The organism is Arthrobacter sp. SLBN-112, from assembly GCF_030944625.1.
Taxonomy (GTDB): Bacteria; Actinomycetota; Actinomycetes; order Actinomycetales; family Micrococcaceae; genus Arthrobacter.
Genome location: NZ_JAUSXY010000001.1, coordinates 488,607 through 507,457, shown reverse-complemented (window position 1 = coordinate 507,457; position 18,851 = coordinate 488,607). Strand labels below are relative to the sequence as shown.

Annotated in this window: 19 protein-coding genes and 1 pseudogene; 14 read left to right on the top strand and 6 right to left on the bottom strand. The window is 66.4% G+C overall.

The genetic code is table 11. From position 1 onward, the window contains the following. Positions 1-52 precede the first annotated feature (52 nt). Positions 53-319, bottom strand: coding sequence for a hypothetical protein (locus QF050_RS02420; protein ID WP_308928987.1), 267 nt, complete (start codon positions 317-319; stop codon positions 53-55). Between the two features lie 460 nt (positions 320-779). Here QF050_RS02420 and QF050_RS02415 point away from each other — a divergent pair, with 460 nt between their 5' ends. Both QF050_RS02415 and QF050_RS02410 read left to right on the top strand, forming a co-directional pair. Beyond that, positions 780-1,346 carry a type 1 glutamine amidotransferase domain-containing protein gene (locus QF050_RS02415; protein ID WP_308928986.1) on the top strand — a complete coding sequence of 189 codons (567 nt, stop codon included), beginning with the start codon at positions 780-782 and terminating at the stop codon, positions 1,344-1,346. A gap of 127 nt (positions 1,347-1,473) precedes the next feature. Next, entirely contained in the window at positions 1,474-2,973 is a 1,500-nt protein-coding gene (locus QF050_RS02410; RefSeq protein WP_308928985.1) for a DHA2 family efflux MFS transporter permease subunit, read from the top strand. A gap of 28 nt (positions 2,974-3,001) precedes the next feature. Here QF050_RS02410 and QF050_RS02405 read toward each other — a convergent pair whose 3' ends face one another. After that, entirely contained in the window at positions 3,002-3,838 is an 837-nt protein-coding gene (locus QF050_RS02405) for an alpha/beta hydrolase (protein ID WP_308928984.1), read from the bottom strand. A gap of 136 nt (positions 3,839-3,974) precedes the next feature. Between QF050_RS02405 and QF050_RS02400 the strand changes: the two genes are divergently transcribed. After that, positions 3,975-4,112 carry a hypothetical protein gene (locus QF050_RS02400; RefSeq protein WP_308928983.1) on the top strand — a complete coding sequence of 46 codons (138 nt, stop codon included), beginning with the start codon at positions 3,975-3,977 and terminating at the stop codon, positions 4,110-4,112. 122 nt (positions 4,113-4,234) lie between these two features. On the opposite strand, the gene QF050_RS02395 is transcribed toward QF050_RS02400, so the two are convergent. Further along, the gene (locus tag QF050_RS02395; protein ID WP_308928982.1) at positions 4,235-5,149 is read right to left on the bottom strand and encodes an alpha/beta hydrolase; all 915 of its coding nucleotides are present in this window, start codon (positions 5,147-5,149) and stop codon (positions 4,235-4,237) included. 68 nt (positions 5,150-5,217) lie between these two features. Here QF050_RS02395 and lysS point away from each other — a divergent pair. From lysS to QF050_RS02345, 10 genes and pseudogenes are all read left to right on the top strand, one after another. Beyond that, positions 5,218-6,757: pseudogene (gene lysS, locus QF050_RS02390) on the top strand (lysine--tRNA ligase). 2 nt (positions 6,758-6,759) lie between these two features. Continuing rightward, positions 6,760-6,945: a hypothetical protein gene (locus QF050_RS02385; RefSeq protein ID WP_308928981.1), complete on the top strand. Its 186-nt coding sequence runs from the start codon at positions 6,760-6,762 to the stop codon at positions 6,943-6,945. 142 nt (positions 6,946-7,087) lie between these two features. Then, entirely contained in the window at positions 7,088-7,420 is a 333-nt protein-coding gene (locus tag QF050_RS02380) for an Lsr2 family protein (RefSeq protein ID WP_308928980.1), read from the top strand. A 342-nt stretch (positions 7,421-7,762) separates the two neighbouring features. Beyond that, complete coding sequence (locus tag QF050_RS02375; RefSeq protein ID WP_308928979.1) at positions 7,763-10,255, top strand: ATP-dependent Clp protease ATP-binding subunit; 2,493 nt, start codon at positions 7,763-7,765, stop codon at positions 10,253-10,255. A gap of 87 nt (positions 10,256-10,342) precedes the next feature. Then, positions 10,343-12,469, top strand: coding sequence for a prolyl oligopeptidase family serine peptidase (locus QF050_RS02370; protein ID WP_308928978.1), 2,127 nt, complete (start codon positions 10,343-10,345; stop codon positions 12,467-12,469). 114 nt (positions 12,470-12,583) lie between these two features. After that, positions 12,584-13,093 carry an amino-acid N-acetyltransferase gene (locus tag QF050_RS02365; protein WP_308928977.1) on the top strand — a complete coding sequence of 170 codons (510 nt, stop codon included), beginning with the start codon at positions 12,584-12,586 and terminating at the stop codon, positions 13,091-13,093. A gap of 243 nt (positions 13,094-13,336) precedes the next feature. Next, on the top strand, positions 13,337-14,338 hold the full coding sequence (dhaK, locus tag QF050_RS02360) for a dihydroxyacetone kinase subunit DhaK (RefSeq protein ID WP_308928976.1): 1,002 nt from the start codon (positions 13,337-13,339) through the stop codon (positions 14,336-14,338). 3 nt (positions 14,339-14,341) lie between these two features. Next, complete coding sequence (gene dhaL, locus QF050_RS02355) at positions 14,342-14,974, top strand: dihydroxyacetone kinase subunit DhaL (RefSeq protein WP_308928975.1); 633 nt, start codon at positions 14,342-14,344, stop codon at positions 14,972-14,974. After that, complete coding sequence (gene dhaM, locus QF050_RS02350; protein ID WP_308928974.1) at positions 14,971-15,663, top strand: dihydroxyacetone kinase phosphoryl donor subunit DhaM; 693 nt, start codon at positions 14,971-14,973, stop codon at positions 15,661-15,663. Before dhaL ends, dhaM begins: the two co-directional genes overlap by 4 nt. A gap of 69 nt (positions 15,664-15,732) precedes the next feature. Beyond that, positions 15,733-15,906 (top strand): hypothetical protein, encoded by a 174-nt coding sequence (locus QF050_RS02345; protein ID WP_308928973.1) that lies wholly within the window; start codon positions 15,733-15,735, stop codon positions 15,904-15,906. 11 nt (positions 15,907-15,917) lie between these two features. Here the strand turns inward: QF050_RS02345 and QF050_RS02340 are convergent, their stop codons facing one another. The 3 genes from QF050_RS02340 to QF050_RS02330 all read right to left on the bottom strand — a co-directional run bounded on the left by QF050_RS02340 (position 15,918) and on the right by QF050_RS02330 (position 17,918). Beyond that, entirely contained in the window at positions 15,918-16,400 is a 483-nt protein-coding gene (locus QF050_RS02340) for a hypothetical protein (RefSeq protein ID WP_308928972.1), read from the bottom strand. Positions 16,401-16,480: 80 nt separating this feature from the next. Next, positions 16,481-16,912, bottom strand: coding sequence for a DUF3592 domain-containing protein (locus QF050_RS02335; RefSeq protein WP_308928971.1), 432 nt, complete (start codon positions 16,910-16,912; stop codon positions 16,481-16,483). Positions 16,913-16,973: 61 nt separating this feature from the next. Further along, a complete protein-coding gene (locus tag QF050_RS02330) occupies positions 16,974-17,918 on the bottom strand; it encodes an A/G-specific adenine glycosylase (protein WP_308928970.1) in 945 nt (314 codons plus the stop codon). 148 nt (positions 17,919-18,066) lie between these two features. On the opposite strand from QF050_RS02330, the gene QF050_RS02325 reads away from it, so the two are divergent. Further along, on the top strand, positions 18,067-18,750 hold the full coding sequence (locus tag QF050_RS02325; protein ID WP_308928969.1) for a hypothetical protein: 684 nt from the start codon (positions 18,067-18,069) through the stop codon (positions 18,748-18,750). Positions 18,751-18,851 lie beyond the last annotated feature (101 nt).

The following is an 18,851-nucleotide window of genomic DNA, read 5'->3' as shown; positions in this document are numbered from 1 at the left end:
GGCTCCCCGGGTTGCCGCGCAGGCCTGGAGCGCCGGCGACATTTGGTACGGACTACAAGCCGGACTTGTCCGGGCTGGTCATGAGCTGCTCGAGGAGCGCGCGCTCCGGGCGCCCGGGATTCCTGGCCACACACCCACGGAGCCGGTCCCGCACCCACTCTTCCCTCGGATCCTTGCTGCAGAGCACCTCATCGATGATCTCCTGCGCTTGCCATCGGAGCGATTCGATGGCGAACTGCCGGACATCCTCAGGAGTGTCGCCGGACATCCAGGGGTCCGGGTCCGACGGAACGCCTTGGAACATTCGCTCTACTGTCATCGGGGCCTCCTTGCACCAATCCGAAGTGGCCCGTGGGGTGGCCGCTGCGGCTTCGAGAGCACTGCGCGTAGGTGAAACCTTACTGCCGTAAAGCGGGTTCTGTCTGTACTTGATTGCTGCCTAAGCCCGCAGCACCAGAGTCCGAAGGTCCCGATTGGGCGGTTTGGTCTTTTTCGACACCCACATCTACCTGCGACACCCACATCTATCCACGAAACCCATGGTCGCCTTCGAGGCAGCCGTTCCTTTCCGCCCGCTATATGTCGGGCGCGGCCAGGAACCTCTGCGTCGAAAATGGAGAAGCGCATCGCAGGCTCACCAAATCGCGCGCATAAACCAATATAGTCAGCTTGCTTATTACTTTCACCTTTCCTAGGCTGGAAATCGTCAGGAAATCAACTCTGGAAGCGGACCTCCGTACGCCGTAAGGCTGCTGGTCCGCCTCAGGCGAGGAGGAACAATGTCCGAGCACAGCATCGCAGGCAAGAAGGTCGCATTCCTGCTGACTGACGGCGTGGAGCAGGTGGAGCTGACCAGTCCCTGGCAGGCCGTGAAGGACGCCGGCGGCGAGCCTACCCTGGTGGCCCCCAAGAGCGGCAAGCTGCAGGGCTACAACGGCACGGATAAGGGAGACACCTTCGACGTCGACCTCACGGTGGCGGAAGCAAACGCCTCCGACTATGACGCACTGGTCCTTCCCGGCGGCGTCGTCAACGCGGATCATCTGCGCGTGGACAAGGACGCGCAGAGCTTCACGCGCAGCTTCTTTGAACAGCACAAGCCGGTGGCGTCCATCTGCCACGGGCCATGGCTGCTGATTGATGCAGGAGTCATCAAGGGCCGCAACGTCACGTCCTACTTCACCCTTGAGACGGACCTGAAGAATGCCGGCGCCAACTGGACGGACCAGGAAGTGGTGGTGGACCAGGGCCTGGTGACAAGCCGGAACCCGGATGACCTCCCGGCCTTCAACAACAAGCTGGTGGAAGAGATCTCCGAAGGGGAGCACGCGGGCCAGACGGCCTAAGACCCCAACTGTTCCCTCAGGATTTGGGAGAATTACCCGTGCCGGGGAATTACTCCAACGGGTAGAGTGTTGGCATCTGCAGCGGCGCCGACCGCGCATCACTCCAAGAACCCCTGGGGGAACACCCATGTCTACCGAAATCTCTCCCAACGCCGGCGGCCAGCCCGTTCCGGTCGAAGGAACCCTCGCGGAACCCCGGGCAGACACCCTGCCCGCTGCGCCGGAGAAGATGTCCCGGGAGTCGGTGACCATCATCAGCACCCTGCTGGTGGCGACGTTCGTGGTGATCCTCAACGAGACCATCATGAATGTCGCCCTGCAGCGGCTCATGGTGGACCTCCGCGTGGACGCGCCCACCGTCCAGTGGCTGTCCACCGGCTTCATGCTCACCATGGCCGTGGTCATCCCCACCACGGGCTTCATCCTGCAAAGCCTGTCCACCCGGGCCGTATTCATGCTGGCCATGGGCCTGTTTACCGGCGGTACCGCGCTGGCGGCGGTGGCTCCCGGGTTTGAAGTCCTGCTGCTGGCACGCATCGTCCAGGCCGGCGGCACCGCCATCATGCTCCCGCTGCTGATGACCACCATCCTCACCTTGGTCCCGCTGGCCAAGCGCGGCGCCGTCATGGGCAATGTCAGCATCGCCATTTCGGTTGCCCCCGCCATGGGCCCCACCGTTTCCGGGCTGATCCTTGAGCACTTCACCTGGCGCTTCATGTTCGTGTTCGTGCTGCCGGTGGCCCTCGCGGCCCTGGCCATCGGCGCGAAGTTCCTCACCAACGTGGGCGAGACGGAAAAGACCAAACTGGACTTCTTCTCCGTGCTCCTCACCGTCCCGGCTTTCGGCGGCCTGGTCTACGGGCTCAGCCAGATCGGCGGCGGCCATGGCGGCCAGGCCGGTCCCGGCGCCGCAGCCATCGGAGCCCTGGTCATCGGCGTGGCTGCCCTGACGGTTTTCGTCCTCCGCCAGCTCCGCCTGCAGAAGGCTGCCGCGCCGCTGCTGGACCTGCGCGCCTTCAACTTCCGGATGTTCACCGTCTCGGTCCTGCTGATGGTGGTGGCCATGATGGCCTTGTTCGGCGGGGTCATCCTGCTGCCGCTCTACCTGCAGGAAGTCCGCGGCCTTGGCTCGCTGGAAACCGGACTGGCGCTGCTCCCCGGCGGCCTGGCGATGGGCCTGCTTGGCCCGGTGATCGGACGTGCGTTCGACAAGGTGGGCCCGTTGCCGCTCACCGTGACCGGGTCCATCCTGATGGTGGTGACGCTCTGGCAGTTTTCAATGCTCGACGCCGGCACTGCGGTTTGGTGGATCATCACCCTGCACGTCGGGCTGAGCTTCGGCCTGGCCCTGCTGTTCACTCCGGCCTTCACCACCGGGCTGAACCCGCTGCCTCCGCACCTCTACTCGCACGGCTCGGCGATCATGAGCACTACCCAGCAGGTGGCCGGCGCTGCCGGCACAGCGCTGCTGGTGTCCATCTTCGCGGTGGTGAGTGCGACGTCGGGACTCGTCGCCGGGATGAGCGCCGCCTTCCTGACGGCAACAGTCATAGCCCTTGCCGCCGTCGTGCTGTCCGCGATGATGCGCAAGACCGCAGGCGCCGCGGCAGGGCACGGCGGGCACTGAGACCGGCTCCCAACCACCGCCGCCGGGATCAGCCGGCGAAGAAGTCGCTCAGTTCCTTGATCAGCTTGTCCGGGGCCTTGATGGCGCCGTCGTGGCCGAAGCCGGGCAGGATGGTGTAGCTGGAGCCGGAGAGGACGTCGTGGATCTGGCCGCAGGCGATGCCGAAGTAGGCCGGGCTCTTTTCGCCCACCACGATCAGCGTCTCCAGGGGGAGCGCCTGGAACGGTTCGGCCGGCATGTCCGCGGCGATGATGGCCTTGATTTCGCGGACACCGGTGCGCATCAGCTCGCGTTGCTGCTTGCCTTCGGTGGTGCCTGCGGTCAGCTTGTTGGCCAGCGTGAGCATGGACAGCGGCATCCTTGATGAGAACGTGCCGCCGGCCTCGAGGCCCCGCTGGATCACTGCGAGGGCGCGGTCGTCGTCTCCGGCGGCGACGGCGCGTTCGTATTCCACAATCCAGCTGGCCGTAACGCTGCCGTTCACTGAGACCGCGGGGTCGTAGACGGCCAGCCGTTCCACCGGCAGGGTCCGTGCCGCGTGGAGGGCAACGGCGCCGCCGAAGCTGTGGCCAAAGACGTCCGTGCTGGAGGTGTGCTTCATGACTGTATCGAGGTCGCGGATGTCCACATCCAGCGTGTAATCCTCGGGCTGGGGCGACGAGGATCCGCGGCCGCGCCGGTTAAAGGTGTGCACCGGCCGGCCCAGGGCGGCGCTCAGTTTTTGTGCAAACTTGGTGTAATCGGCCGCCGTCACCATGGAGGGCGGTACGACCACCACGCCCGAACCTGCCGAAGCGAGTTCCGCACCGGTGGAGAAGAGCTCCACAGTGCCGCCGTCGGGGGTCCTGATGTTCTCACGCGTCATGTTCCGAGCCTAGCCGAGCAAGCCGGGTGCGGGCATCACGGACGGGCGGGCAGGCATCATCCGGGCGGCGGGGACAGTCCCGACGCGCCGGTACGTTGCCGATACCGCGCGGCTCGAGGAGCTGAAAGCCACTGCCATGGCCCAGCTCCAGGGCTTCGATGCCCTCCTGGTCCCCGCAGCACCGTTCCACCCCACCCTGGCCGAGGTGGCCCGCTGGAGGAACTCGGCGCCTGCTGGGACGGGACGGGTCCACCGCCGTCGGGTTCGCCTGTGACGCCGTGGCCGCCGCAGGCGGCAAGGATATTACCGCCTGGGGCGACTGGCTGGCTGACCTGAGCGTGGAACCGAAACCGCGGACCGTGTGGCGGGACCTGGGAGTTGCCGCCCTTGCAGGCTTCAGCCGCGGGGAACGGGCATAGCTTCGGTGGAATCCGGGCCGGGCGGGCCGTCCGGATTCCCTCCCGTGAAGTACGTGGAGATATCCGTCACGAGTTCCTTGACCGCTGCCGGGATGGAGCCGTGGAAGCATTTAGGGGAGAGCTGGTAGGTGCTGCCGGGAACGGCTGCGTGCAGCCGCTCAGCCGTCACCTTGTAATAGGTGGGGCTCTTCCCGCCGGCCATGAAATGGGTGCCGGCCGGCAGCACGCTGAAGTCGCGGGCGTGGTCCTTTTCGTCGAAGGCTGCGCGCAGCTCGCCCACTCCGCTGGGCATCACCTGGCGGAACAAAGTGTTCACCTTGGTCCGCGACAGCACGGCCATCAGCCCTGCCAGCACGGGATCGGGGATCCGGGCCATGACGGAGCCGGGGCTGGTGGCCTTCTTCATGTACGCCAAGGCGCGGCCCACCTTGCCGTTGTTGACCGCGTCCTCGAATCCGTCCAGCCAGTCGGTGTCGATGCTGTCGTCGATGTTTACCGCGGCGTCGTACACCGCCAGTTTGTCCGGCACGCAGCCGGTGCCGGTGAACTCCTGCACGGCATTGAGCGCGACCGCACCGCCCAGGCTGTGGCCCAGGATGTTCCGTGCGCCGGTCGCATCCATCACGGTCCGGAGGTCGGAGATCTCGGTGGCCATGGAGTAGTCCGGGGGCTGCTCGGAGGAATTGCCCCGGCCCCGGCGGTCGTACACGTCCACCGCCCAGCCTTCGCCCAGGCCCTTCGCCAGTTCGATCGAGAAGGGGCGGTAAATCGAGGCGGTGAGGAACGCGCCGCCGATCAGCACCACGCGCCTTTCTCCCGGCGCATCCTCGGTGCCGTAGCTGTAGAGAGCCAGCCTGCCGCCGTCGTGCGTTGGAAGTACCCGTTCTTTCACCCGCCCATCCTAGGCGGCAAGCCTGCGGGCCGGCTGAAAGTCCGGGCGGCCAAGTCCCGGTAAACTTGATGATTGTGACTTCCCAAAACACCCCCGCGCCCAAGAACGCCCCGGAGCCCCTCGACGCCAGCGAGCAGGTGCGGATCCGCATGGAAAAGCGCGCCAAGCTTCTTGAGCGCGGCGCGGAGGCGTACCCCGTGGGAGTGGAACGCACGCATTCCCTCGCCGAGATCCGGGAAAAGTACGCCCACCTCGAGGCGGACGACACCACCGGCGACACCGTGGGCGTCACCGGCCGGGTGGTTTTCGTCCGCAACACCGGCAAGCTCTGCTTCGCCACCCTGCAGGAAGGCGGTACGGACGGCAAGGGCACGCGCCTGCAGGCCATGCTGAGCCTGGCCAACGTGGGCGAGGAAGCCCTCGCGGAATGGAAAGCCCTGGTGGACCTTGGCGACCATGTGTTCATCAAGGGTGAAGTCATCTCCTCGCGCCGCGGCGAGCTGTCCGTCATGGCCGAATCCTGGTCCATGGCATCCAAGGCACTCCGCCCGCTGCCCGTCCTGCACGCGGACCTGAACGAGGAAACCCGGGTCCGCCAGCGCTACGTGGACCTGATGGTCCGCGACGAAGCCCGCGAAATGGTCTACACCCGCGCCGCCATCACCCGCTCCATCCGCGAAACGCTGTTCCGCCACCGCTACGTGGAAGTGGAAACCCCCATCCTCAACCTGGTCCACGGCGGCGCCCTCGCGCGTCCGTTCGAGACCCACATGAACGCCTTCGACCAGAAGATGACCCTGCGGATCGCCACCGAGCTGTACCTCAAACGTGCAGTGGTGGGCGGCATCGACCGCGTCTACGACATGGGCCGGGTGTTCCGCAACGAGGGCGTGGACTCCACCCACAGCCCCGAATTCACCACCCTTGAATGCTACGAGGCCTGGGCCGACCAGTTCGTCATGGCGGAGCGGATCAAGGAGATCATCCTCGACGCCGCGGACGCCGTGGGGGCCGGACGCGTATTGCAAACAGAGGCGGGGGAGATCAACCTCGACGGCGAATGGGCGTGGCTGGCCGTCTACCCGGGGCTTTCCGACGCCGTCGGGCAGGAGATCACGCCGGACACGTCCGCGGAGGTGCTCCGCGAGCTCGCAGCAAAGCACGAGGTCAAGGTGGACCCCAAATGGGATGCCGAGAAGCTGGTGGTTGAGCTCTTCGGCGAGATCGTGGAGCCCACATTGCTGAACCCCACCTTCGTTTACGACTACCCGCCCTCGGCCCAGCCGCTGGCCCGCCCGCACCGTGAGGACGGCCCGGCTGATCGAGGCCTGGGACCTGATCATCGGCGGGATGGAACGCGGTACCGCCTTCTCCGAACTGATCGACCCCGTCATCCAGCGCGAGCGGCTCACCGAGCAGTCCCTGCACGCGGCCGCCGGCGACGTCGAGGCCATGCAGCTGGACGAGGACTTCCTGCGCGCCCTCGAGTACGGTGCTCCGCCCATGGGCGGCATTGGCCTTGGCATTGACCGCCTGGTGATGCTGTTCACCGGAGCCGGTATCCGCGAAACAATCCTGTTCCCGCTGCTGAAGCCAGAAGGGCACTGACCATGGAATACGTAGCAGTCATCCTTCCCTCCCTCGTGGTGGGCCTGATTTTCTGGTTTGCCATGAAGGCGATCTTCAACGCGGACAAGGCCGAGCGCCAGGCCGAGGCCCGCGCACAGGCTGAGGCCGATTCCCTCCCGGCACAACCGGTACTGCCCGCGGAGCACCCGCGGCCGGATTCAAATTAGATTAAATCCCCGCCGTCTTTCTGCCTTTATCCACCGGGAACCAAAAGCCGCTTTGACGCGTTGCCAACATAAGAGTCATACTTTTTAGGGAAACATCCTGCTTTTCTGAAAATCGAACTTTCCAGCAAGAGGAAGACTTTTAATGGCACAGAAAGTAAACATCATCCTCGTTGATGATCTGGATGGGGGATCCGCAGACGAGAATGTGAAGTTTGGCCTCGACGGGGTCAACTACGAGATTGACCTGTCGGCAGCCAATGCCTCCGAGCTCCGGTCTTCGCTGGAGCGGTTCATTGGCGTCGCACGCAAGGCTTCCGGAGCGGCCCGGGCCCAACGGGCCAAGGCACCCGCCGGCGGTCGCGGCCACGATTCGGCGCAAATCCGGCAATGGGCGCGGGACAACGGCTACACCGTTAACAGCCGCGGCCGAATTCAAGCCGAAATCCAGGAAGCCTACCAAAAGGCAAATTCCTAGGGCGGCTTTAGCTCCACAGAAACCCCGCTTACCGCCGTCAGGCGGAGCGGGGTTTTCCATTTTTGGAAAAATCGGCTGCATGGGCCGCCGCCCGCTTTGCCCAATTGGCTATTCAGGCGGCTTCGTTCGGGTCCGCTGCGGGGAACATTTGGACCGTCCCGGGCATTGAAACCGCCGGCCGCCCGGGCTTCCGGCTTCGCATATCGCCCGGGAGCGGGGTGCCCCGCCCGGCCACAGCGCTTATTCCCGCAAGCGCCCCGGTTTCCCCTGTGGCGAACACGCTCCACAACTCAGGACCGGGCACGTAGCATCAAAGTACGTCGTAGCTAGGAGTGTGGCGAAATGTTTGAGCGATTTACGGACCGTGCCCGTCGCGTAGTTGTGCTTGCCCAAGAAGAGGCACGCATGCTGAACCACAATTACATCGGTACCGAACACATCCTCTTGGGTCTGATCCATGAGGGTGAGGGTGTTGCCGCCAAAGCTCTTGAGTCCTTGAGCATTTCGCTCGACGGCGTTCGCGAGCAGGTGCAGGAGATCATCGGGCAGGGCCAGCAGGCTCCCTCCGGCCACATCCCCTTCACCCCCCGTGCCAAGAAGGTGCTGGAGCTCTCGCTGCGCGAAGCCCTCCAGCTGGGCCACAACTACATCGGCACGGAGCACATCCTGCTCGGTCTCATCCGCGAGGGTGAGGGCGTTGCCGCCCAGGTGCTGGTCAAGCTCGGTGCAGACCTCAACCGGGTCCGCCAGCAGGTCATCCAGCTCCTCTCCGGCTACCAGGGCAAGGAAACCACCGGCGCAGGCGTCGGCGGCGGACAGCCCGAAGGCGCACCCGCCGGTTCCGTGGTCCTGGACCAGTTCGGCCGCAACCTGACCCAGGCTGCGCGCGAGAACAAGCTGGACCCGGTGATCGGCCGCGAGCAGGAAATGGAACGCGTCATGCAGGTCCTTTCCCGCCGCACCAAGAACAATCCTGTCCTCATCGGTGAGCCCGGCGTCGGCAAGACGGCCGTCGTCGAGGGCCTGGCCCAGGCGATCGTGCGCGGCGATGTTCCGGAAACCATCCGCGACAAGCAGCTCTACACCCTGGACCTTGGCTCCCTGGTGGCAGGTTCGCGCTACCGCGGCGACTTCGAAGAGCGCCTTAAGAAGGTCCTCAAGGAGATCCGCACCCGCGGCGACATCATCCTGTTCATCGACGAGATCCACACCCTGGTCGGAGCCGGTGCCGCCGAAGGCGCCATCGATGCAGCCTCGATCCTGAAGCCCATGCTTGCCCGCGGGGAGCTGCAGACCATCGGTGCCACCACGCTGGACGAATACCGCAAGCACATCGAGAAGGACGCCGCGCTGGAGCGCCGCTTCCAGCCGATCCAGGTCAAGGAACCCTCCGTGGCACACGCCATTGAGATCCTCAAGGGCCTGCGCGACCGGTACGAGGCACACCACCGCGTCACCATCACTGACGGCGCCCTGGCCTCCGCTGCCAGCCTGTCCGAGCGCTACATCTCGGACCGCTTCTTGCCGGACAAGGCGATCGACCTGATCGACGAAGCCGGCGCCCGGCTGCGCATCCGCCGCATGACCGCTCCGCCGGAGCTCAAGGCCATGGACGAGCGCATCGCCAAGCTGAAGATGGAGAAGGAATCCGCCATCGACGCGCAGGACTTCGAAGGCGCCGCTTCGCTCCGCGACAAGGAGCAGAAGATGATTTCCGAGCGCGCGGAGAAGGAGCGGCATTGGAAGTCCGGCGGCATGGACGACATCTCCGAGGTGGATGAGGATCTCATCGCCGAGGTGCTGGCCAACTCCACGGGCATCCCCGTCTTCAAGTTGACCGAGGAAGAGTCCTCGCGTCTGCTCAAGATGGAAGATGAGCTGCACAGGCGGGTCGTCGGCCAGGACGAGGCCATCAAGGCGCTCTCCCAGGCCATCCGCCGCACCCGTGCAGGGCTCAAGGACCCCAAGCGCCCTGGTGGCTCGTTCATCTTCGCCGGCCCCACCGGCGTCGGAAAGACCGAGCTCGCCAAGGCACTCGCCGAGTTCCTGTTCGGTGAAGAGGATGCCCTCATCACGCTGGACATGTCCGAGTACTCCGAGAAGCACACCGTTTCCCGGCTCTTCGGTGCCCCTCCGGGCTACGTGGGCTACGAGGAAGGCGGCCAGCTGACCGAGAAGGTCCGCCGCCGTCCGTTCTCCGTGGTGCTGTTCGACGAGGTTGAAAAGGCCCACGCGGACCTCTTCAACTCGCTGCTGCAGATCCTGGAAGACGGCCGCCTGACCGACTCCCAGGGCCGCGTGGTGGACTTCAAGAACACCGTGATCATCATGACCACCAACCTGGGTACCCGGGACATCTCCAAGAGCGTCGCCACCGGCTTCCAGTCCGGCACCGACACGCAGACCGGCTACAACCGCATGCGTGCACGGGTCACGGAGGAACTCAAGCAGCACTTCCGCCCCGAGTTCCTGAACCGTGTTGACGACGTCGTGGTGTTCCCGCAGCTGACCCAGGACGAGATCATCGAGATCGTGGACCTGTTCGTCACCCGCCTCGAGAAGCGCCTCAAGGACAAGGACATGGGCATCGAGCTCACCAAGGCCGCCAAGGTGCTCCTGGCAACCCGCGGCTACGATCCCGCCATGGGTGCCCGGCCGCTGCGCCGCACCATCCAGCGCGAGATCGAGGACCAGCTCTCCGAGAAGATCCTGTTCGGCGAGATCCACCCCGGCGACATTGTCGTCGTGGATGTCGAGGGCGAGGGCGACGACGCGAAGTTCACCTTCGCCGGCAACGCCAAGCCGCGCATCCCGGAGATCGCCCCGAGCGTCTAGCCTCCACAGCCAAAGCCCCGCCACTCCGCAAGGAGCGGCGGGGCTTTCGCATTGTGATCGGCGGCACAAACCGTGTTGAATCGGGGCATGGCTAACTTGGAACCGGTGATCCCGGATGAGCAACCACTGACCCCCTTCCACGACCTCGACCACTACCTCTCCATCCCACGGGTAAGCGGCCTGGCGTTGAGCCCGGACGGCTCGCGGCTGGTCACCACCGTCAGCACCCTGAACGGCAAGGGCACCGAATTTTCCACGGCATTGTGGGAGCTGGACCCGGCCGGTCAGAAGTACGCCCGCCGCATCACCCGCAGCGCCAAGGGCGAGGCCGGCGCCGCGTTCGCGGCCAGCGGTGACGTCTACTTCACGTCCGCTCGCCCGGACCCGGACAGCCTGGATGAGGAGCCGGTCAACGCGCTGTGGATGCTTCCGGCCGACGGCGGTGAGGCCAGGGTGGTCCTCAGCCGGCCGGGCGGCATCAGCCGCACCATGACGGCCAGGGACGCCGACGCGGCGTTCGTGACGGCAGAGGTCCTGGCCGGATCCGCCGATGAGGACGACGACGCCGAACGCCGCAAGTCCCGCAAGGACAAGAAGGTTTCGGCCATCCTGCACAGCGAATATCCGGTCCGCTACTGGGACGCGGACCTGGGGCCGGGCCAGCCGCGAATCTTCGCGGTGGAACCGGGGGAGGACAAGGCGCCGGGCAAGCCCGCCACGGTCGATGCCACGGCACCCCTGGTCCTGCGCAACCTCACGCCCGATGCCGGTCCACGGCTGCGCGAAGCGGAAACTGTGGTCAGCCCCGACGGGAAGACCATCTACAGCAGCTGCACCAAGCCCCTCGCCAAGGCTGACAGCCGTTTCATGCTCGTGGCGGTGGACGTGGCATCGGGCAGCCTCAAGGTGCTGCTGGACCACGAAGGCATGAGCTACTTTCCAGGGCCGGTCAGCCCCGACGGCAGGACGCTCGTTGTGGTCAGCGAGTCCGACTCCACTCCGCGCCAGGCGCCCGAGATCAAACTGCACCTGCTTGATGTGTCCGGTGAGGCCGTCGTCGAAGACGCCGCCGGCCTGCAGCCCCTCGCCCATGACTGGGACCGCTGGGCCAAGCCCGCGGCCTGGCTTCCGGACGGCTCCGCCATCCTTGTCACGGCGGACGACGACGGCGCGTCGCCGGTTTTCCGGGTCAGTGTTCCGTCTGCTGCCGCCCAGGTGGGCGTCGCCCGGGTGACGCAGGACGCTGCGGCTTACACCGACGTCGTCATTTCGCCGGAGGGGCGCCATGCGTACGCCCTCCGCAGCTCCTACGCATTCCCTGCCGAGGCCGTGCGCATCGACCTGGCAACCGGGGAAACCACCCGCCTGCCCGCACCGGCCGAACGCCCGTCCTGCCCCGGGCGGCTGGAGCGCATTGCCGCCACCGCCGCCGACGGTTCCCGTGTCCCCGCCTACCTCGCGCTGCCCGAGGGTGCCTCTGCGGAGTCCCCGGCGCCGCTGCTGCTGTGGATCCACGGCGGCCCGCTGGGCTCCTGGAACGCGTGGACCTGGCGTTGGAACCCCTGGCTCCTGACGGCCAAGGGGTACGCCGTCCTGCTGCCGGACCCGGCACTGTCCACCGGTTACGGGCAGTCACACATCCAGCGCGGCTGGGGTTCCTGGGGCAAGGCGCCGTTCACCGACCTCATGGCCATCACGGACGCCGCCGTGGAACGACCGGACATCGACGGGACCCGGACCGCCGCGATGGGAGGCTCCTTTGGCGGCTACATGGCCAACTGGGTGGCGGGCAACACGGACCGGTTCAAGGCGGTGGTCACCCACGCCAGCCTGTGGGCCCTGGACCAGTTTGGTCCCACCACGGATGCCTCCCAGTACTGGCTGAAGGAAATGACCGAGGAGATGGCGCTGGAGAACTCCCCGCATCTGCACGTCGAAAACATCAGCACCCCCATGCTGGTGATCCACGGCGACAAGGACTACCGGGTACCCATCGGCGAGGGCCTCCGCCTCTGGTACGAACTCCTGTCCAAGTCCCGGCTGGCCGCGGACGACGACGGGCAGACACCGCACCGGTTCCTCTATTTCCCGGATGAAAACCACTGGATCCTCCAACCGCAGCACGCCAAGGTCTGGTACCAGGTGGTGGAGTGGTTCCTGGCACGGAACGTCCTGGACCAGGAGCTGCCCCTGCCGGCGGAACTGGGCCTCTAAGCTCCTCGATACTCAGGCTCGGAGGCTGCGACATTTGCCGCTTGCTGCTCGTTCCTCGCTTTGACGCAAGCTACGCAAATGTCCCAGCCTCCTTCGCCCTCGTAGGATGGCTGTGTGACTGACTCCTTCCACATCCGTCCTGCACGCACCAGCGACGTCCCGGCCATCAAGAAGCTTGTGGCGCCCCTGGCCGAGGAACGCATCCTGATGGCGAAGGAGACGGTGGCCTACTACGAGAGCCTCCAGGAGTTCCGGATCGCAGAGTCCAGTGACGGCGAAATGATCGGCTGCGGGGCGCTGCACGTTATGTGGGAGGACCTCGCCGAAATCCGTACCCTCGCGGCCTCCGGACAGTGGCGGGGCAAAGGGGTGGGGCACGTCCTGGTGGAGGACCTGTTGGAGGAAGCCCGGGCCCTCGGCGTGGCCCGGGTTTTCTGCCTCACGTTCGAGGTGGACTTCTTCAAACGCCACGGCTTCGAAGTGATGGCCGACCAGTCAGCCGTGGACCCCGAGGTGTATTCGGAGCTCCTGCGCTCCCACGACGAAGGCGTTGCTGAGTTCCTGGACCTGGCACGCGTCAAGCCGAACACCCTGGGCAACACCCGGATGATCCGCATTCTCTGAACGGGCAGTTCAGGGAGGGCAGTGATGATGCCCATCCTTGCATTATTCGAATTGATGGATAAACTGTTGGAGGCCGGGATATGGGGGGCCTCAGGAAAGGGACAGTCATTGGGGGCTGTCCCTTTGCTGCGTCCGGGGCAGGTGTCCGGGGAAAGGCCGGTACGGACGAACCTACCGCCGGCGGTGACCCCGGTAGTAGGGTCGAAAAACACATCCTCCAGGAGCGCAGCCAGGAGCACCGCCGTGAAGAAACTCATCAACGATCCCAGATCCGTCGTCGAGGAAGCCGTCCAGGGGTTTGGCCTGGCGTATGCCGGGCTCGTCACGGTCAGCGAAGACCCCACCTACATCACTCGCAAGGATGCGCCGGTGGCCGGCAAGGTGGGGCTGGTTTCCGGCGGAGGCAGCGGCCACGAACCGCTGCACGCCGGCTACGTGGGGAAAGGAATGCTCGACGCCGCCGTGCCGGGGGCGGTGTTCACCTCACCGACGCCAGACCAGATCCTTCCGGCCACCCTGGCAGTCAACTCAGGTTCCGGCGTGGTGCACATCGTCAAGAACTACACCGGCGACGTCCTGAACTTCGAGACGGCGGCCGAGCTCGCCGAGGCCGAAGGCGTCAGCGTCCGCACCGTCCTGGTCAACGACGACGTCGCAGTGGAGGATTCGCTCTACACGGCCGGCCGGCGTGGAGTGGGCGGCACGGTCCTGGTGGAAAAGATCGCCGGTGCCGCAGCGGAACGCGGGGATGACCTCGACGCCGTGGCCGCCATTGGTGAAAAGGTCAACGCCAACGTCAGGTCCATGGGCGTTGCGCTGTCCGCCTGCACGGTTCCCCATGCGGGCACCCCGAGCTTCGACCTTGCCGAGGATGAGATCGAAATCGGCATCGGTATCCACGGCGAGCCCGGCAGGCACAAGATCCCCATGGAAAACGCCGACAGCATCACCAACCGCTTGCTGGAACCCGTCCTTGCCGACCTGGAAATCAGCTCCGGGGACAAGGTGCTGCTCTTCGTCAACGGCATGGGCGGCACCCCGCTGAGCGAGCTCTACATCGTGTACCGGCGGGCCGTGCAGGTGCTTGGCGAGGTGCGCGCCACGGTGGAGCGCTCACTGGTGGGCAACTACATCACCGCCCTCGAGATGCAGGGCTGCTCCATCTCGGTGCTCCGGCTCGATGACGAGCTGACGGAACTGTGGGATGCCCCCGTCCACACCGCCGCCCTGCGCTGGGGCGTGTAAGCCATGGTGCTGGACGCGAACTGGGCCGTGAAGTGGCTGACCCTCTGCGCGCAGGCCATGGCCGAGCACCGGGTTGAATTGATCGAACTGGACAGGGCCATCGGGGACTCGGACCACGGTGAGAACATGGACCGCGGCTTCCAGGCTGTCCTGGCCAAGCTGGGCGAATCCATCCCGGAGACGCCCGGTGCGGCTTTGAAGATGACGGCCATGACCCTGATGTCCAAGGTGGGCGGTGCCGCCGGCCCCCTCTACGGCACCGCGTTCCTTCGTGCCGCCACCGCCGTGGGCGATGCCGCTGAGATTGGTCCGTCCGCGTGGGCCGATGCGCTGGCAGCCGCCCGGGACGGGATCGTGGCGCGCGGGAAGGCGGAGCCCGGGGACAAGACCATGGTGGATGCATGGACACCCGCGGTTGACGCTGCCCGAGCCGCCGCGGACGGCGGCAGCGAGGACCTCCTCAGCGTCCTCGTGGCGGCGGCGGAGGCTGCGGAGGCGGGCGCTGTTGCCACCGATCCGCTCATCGCCCGGAAGGGACGCGCCAGCTACCTGGGGGAACGCAGCGCCGGGCACCGGGACCCCGGTGCCGTGTCCAGCGCGCTGATCCTGCGCGCGGCAGTCGGGGCGGCTGCGTGACCGTAAGCATCGTGGTGGTGTCCCACAGCGCAAAGATTGCCGACGGCGCCGTGGAACTTGCCGCCCAGATGGCACCTGACGTCGTGCTCCTGCCTGCCGGGGGCACTGACGACGGCAGGATCGGTACCAGCCTGGAAAGAGTCCTTGCCGCCCTGGAGCAGGCCGGCGGGGACGGGGCCGTGGTCCTCACGGACCTGGGCTCAGCCGTGATGACCGCCGAATCGGCTCTCGAGTTCCTGGGAAATCCCGAAGACGTCCTGCTCGCGGATGCACCCCTGGTGGAAGGCCTCGTTGCCGCAGCGGTGGCCGCGCAGGGCGGGGCGGACGTGCAGGCGGTCAAACGTGCCGCTGAGGCCGCGCGGGGTCCGGCCCGCCAACCGGAGCCAGGTTTCGCGGAGGCCGCGGGAGAGCGGCCGGGCGCCGGCACGCCACCGGACTGCACCGGCGACTTCGAACTGGTAAACCAGGCTGGCATGCACGCCCGGCCTGCCGCGAAAATGGCAGGCGGCCTGTCCTCCCTTGACGCGGAAGTGACCATCAACGGGGTGGACGGCGCCTCCATGACGGGCCTGATGACCCTTGGCGCCGGCAAGGGTTCGGTCCTGCATGTGGAAGCCTGGGGCGCGGATGCCGAACGGGCAGTGAATTATGTGGGCGGCCTTGTCCAGTCCGGCTTCGGTGAACCGTGACGCTCCAATCCGGTGCTCCGCGGTGTGTTCCGGAGGCCTGCGCGCTTTCCTGGGAATAAGCTCGATGCCATGGAACGGCCGCCTGCAGAGAACTCCCCGGATATCGAAGTCCTGGATGGCCAGATATCCGTAGAGGAGCTGCTCGCGGAACTCGGGTTCGAATGGAGCGCTGAACCGGTGGACAGCGGCGGGGAGCCCGGAACGCCGGCAGGGGAAGCCTGCAGCCAGCCCGCGCTGTTCTAGCCCATGGAATATCAGGTCCGCGGATGAAGCCCTGAGCTGTCCAGCGTGACCGACGCGGACACGACCTTCCCGCATTGCTCCCCGAAGGGATAGGCCGCCTGCGGGTGGAAATCGAGGGTCCGCACAGGCAACGCAGATCGGTCCGTGGCCATACCGGAAGCGGTTAGGGCCATGGGTGATTCCGTCAGGGTTTCCAGCATGAGTATCCCCACTTTGGTGCCGTCGGGCGAGGCCGTGGCGGAGCAGACTTCAGCGGCGCAGCCTTGGTCAATGGAGGCGCTGCCGGGACGCAGTTCAAGGTCCGCCTCCTTGCAGGCGCCGTCCTGGCAAGCGCGGAGGTGCAGCCTGCTGATCTGCGGAGCGTAGTCCGCGCTGACCGTGACGGAAACAGCGGTGGCCTGCGCAATCGCCGGGCAGGCGCTCGCCGTGGGCCCGCACGCTGAGAGGGACACCGCTGCGGTGATCAAAGCCAAGAGAAGCCCGGGCTTGCCCATGCCTTCAGGCTACGTCCGGAGGTGGCGTCACAGGGCCGCCCCTGACGGATTGGCGGCAACATCGTTACGCGCCCACGTCCCTAGCCGAGCGGGAAAATGCCGATGAACCAGAACAGGACGATCGCAAAGACGGCGAAGAACGGAATCAGGCACCCGAGTGCGACGCGGGACGATGAGGAGACCTGGAGCGACTGGTTGGGGTTCGCCGGGTTGTACGCCACCTCCAGCAACGATCCGGCCACAGGCTGCTCCGCAAGGGAGACTTCGGACTTGCCCATGAACAGGGTGCCCTGCGGGTCCGTGAACTGGTAGGTGGGGTAGTACCGGAGGTTCCGGTTGGACCCGCCCACACCGCTGGTCCAGCCGGTGGTACTGCCGGTCACGGTGGCCTGGGTCTTGGGCCAGGCTGCCATCAGTTGTTCCTGCTGCCTGGTTTCGCGCGCGGAGCGCACCAGCGCGACGACGGCGGCGGCAACGAACAATGCCCACACGATGTACAGAATGATCTTCATGGCTTCCCCCCGGTTCCGGTCACCAAGAAGTATGCCATTCCCGTCCCGCGTGCCGGCCGGGTCAGGCTGGCAGGCTGTAACCGCCGTCGTGCATCTCTGCCAGACCGTCCGCCAGCAACCCGGCCAGTGCCCGTTCCAGCTGTTCGGGCGCGGAGTTGAGCCGGTGAAGGGCGGCAAGCGGCACGCCGACGCCTTCCGGGGCGTAGCCGAGATCGGCGGGTTCGCGCTGGAACATGTCAGGCGGCACGGGCGCGTCAGCCAGCCGCAGGACGGCCATGACGGCGCCGCGGACCTGCCGGTCGGTCCCGTGCCAGGCTTGGCCCTTGGGTACGTACGACGGCGGCGGCTCACCCGCCGCGAGCCAGGCACAGGAGTCCTTCACCGGGCAGGCGGCGCACTTGGGTGCCCGGGCCGTGCACACCAGCGCCCCCAGCTCCATGACCGCAGCGTTCCAGCGCACGGAGGTGTCGGCGTCGTCCGGCAACAGTGCCGCGGCCAGGCGCATCTCCGCCGCGGTCAGTGCGGGGGCAGGAAGGGCGACGCCGGAGACCAGCCGGGCGTGCACCCTGCGGATGTTGGTATCCACCACGGTTTCCCGGCGGCCGTACGCGAAGGCGGCCACGGCCGCCGCCGTATAGCTGCCCACCCCGGGAAGGGCCAACAGGTCCGCGTACGTGTCCGGGACCTTCCCGCCATGGTCCTGCACGATTGCCGTGGCCGCGGCGTGCAGCCGGAGTGCCCGCCGGGGGTAGCCCAGCCTGCCCCAGGACCGCACGGCTTCTCCCGCCGGTTCGCCGGCCAGGCCGGCGGGGGTGGGCCAGCGCTTGAGCCACTCGTGCCAAATGGGAAGGACCCGTACTACGGGGGTCTGCTGCAGCATGATCTCGCTGACCAGTACGCCCCAGGGGGAGCAGTCAGGCTCCCGCCAGGGAAGGTCGCGGGCGATTCCGCCGAACCAGTCGTTGATCCGGTGGTGGAGCAGCCGCAGTCCATCCGGGCCGGGCATAGCGGTGGTGGTGGAGGTGGTTTGAGTGTCGATCCCAACACTGTAGTTGATGGGTTCGGGCGCGCTGAAAACCGGTTGTGACCAGAGCGATGGCGGTGCGGCGGCGTGGTGGCGGTGCAGAACCGGAGGCGTTCCCTAGCCTAGGAGGATGGGCAGGCAAGGCAATTCTTCAGCACGCGGCACGGCATCCGGTTCCAGCAGCGTCCGGAAGCCGAGCCCCGCCGTTTACCGTCGCCGGCGGCTGGTTGCCGGCGGTGCCTTGCTCCTGGTGATCGCCCTGGTGGTGGGCGGCTTCGCCCTGGCCGCGGCCTTCAAAGGCGGCTCCCAGCAGGCCTCGTCCACCCAGCCTTCCTCCGCTGACCCGGCTGCCTCCCCGGCACCGTCCGCCACCCCTTCCGCGACGCCCTCCACACCGCCGTCGCCCACTGCTGCCGCAACACCCACCTGCAACCAGAACCTGGTGACGGTGACGGCCTCCACGGACAAGGCCGCCTATGGTCCGGGTGAAAACCCGATGCTCACGCTGAAGGTCACCAACGGCGGCACAGTGCCGTGCGAGATCAACATGGGAACCTCGCAAATGGAGTTCCTGGTGACCAGCGGCTCGGACCGGATCTTCTCCTCCAAGGACTGCCAAGCCTCAAGCGAGGACCTGGACAAAGTCCTTGCCCCCGGCGCCAGCGAAACTGCCAACTTCCCCTGGGGCCGGAACCGCAGCGCCGATGGCTGCAAGGCCGTCGCGGCAGCACCCGGCGGGGGCGGGGCGTATTACATCTTCACCGCCAAGCTGGGCTCACGGGCCAGCCCGAAGGCCGTCTTCCAGCTGAACTGACCCCACCTTCCATCGATTGCTGAGCAACTGCCGTTTTCGGGGCTGAAAACGGCAGGTACGGAGCAATCGATGGGGGAAAGCCGCGGGGATTGCCCGGTGCG

Coding starts and splice junctions, on each gene's coding strand:
- QF050_RS02380 (WP_308928980.1), top strand. CDS start 7,088: ATGGCACAGAAAGTAAACATCATCCTCGTTGATGATCTGGATGGGGGA.
- QF050_RS02415 (WP_308928986.1), top strand. CDS start 780: ATGTCCGAGCACAGCATCGCAGGCAAGAAGGTCGCATTCCTGCTGACT.
- QF050_RS02375 (WP_308928979.1), top strand. CDS start 7,763: ATGTTTGAGCGATTTACGGACCGTGCCCGTCGCGTAGTTGTGCTTGCC.
- QF050_RS02410 (WP_308928985.1), top strand. CDS start 1,474: ATGTCTACCGAAATCTCTCCCAACGCCGGCGGCCAGCCCGTTCCGGTC.
- QF050_RS02370 (WP_308928978.1), top strand. CDS start 10,343: ATGGCTAACTTGGAACCGGTGATCCCGGATGAGCAACCACTGACCCCC.
- QF050_RS02335 (WP_308928971.1), bottom strand. CDS start 16,912: ATGAAGATCATTCTGTACATCGTGTGGGCATTGTTCGTTGCCGCCGCC.
- QF050_RS02340 (WP_308928972.1), bottom strand. CDS start 16,400: ATGGGCAAGCCCGGGCTTCTCTTGGCTTTGATCACCGCAGCGGTGTCC.
- QF050_RS02405 (WP_308928984.1), bottom strand. CDS start 3,838: ATGACGCGTGAGAACATCAGGACCCCCGACGGCGGCACTGTGGAGCTC.
- QF050_RS02420 (WP_308928987.1), bottom strand. CDS start 319: ATGACAGTAGAGCGAATGTTCCAAGGCGTTCCGTCGGACCCGGACCCC.
- QF050_RS02330 (WP_308928970.1), bottom strand. CDS start 17,918: ATGCCCGGCCCGGATGGACTGCGGCTGCTCCACCACCGGATCAACGAC.
- QF050_RS02345 (WP_308928973.1), top strand. CDS start 15,733: ATGGAACGGCCGCCTGCAGAGAACTCCCCGGATATCGAAGTCCTGGAT.
- QF050_RS02385 (WP_308928981.1), top strand. CDS start 6,760: ATGGAATACGTAGCAGTCATCCTTCCCTCCCTCGTGGTGGGCCTGATT.
- dhaL (WP_308928975.1), top strand. CDS start 14,342: ATGGTGCTGGACGCGAACTGGGCCGTGAAGTGGCTGACCCTCTGCGCG.
- QF050_RS02400 (WP_308928983.1), top strand. CDS start 3,975: ATGGCCCAGCTCCAGGGCTTCGATGCCCTCCTGGTCCCCGCAGCACCG.
- QF050_RS02325 (WP_308928969.1), top strand. CDS start 18,067: ATGGGCAGGCAAGGCAATTCTTCAGCACGCGGCACGGCATCCGGTTCC.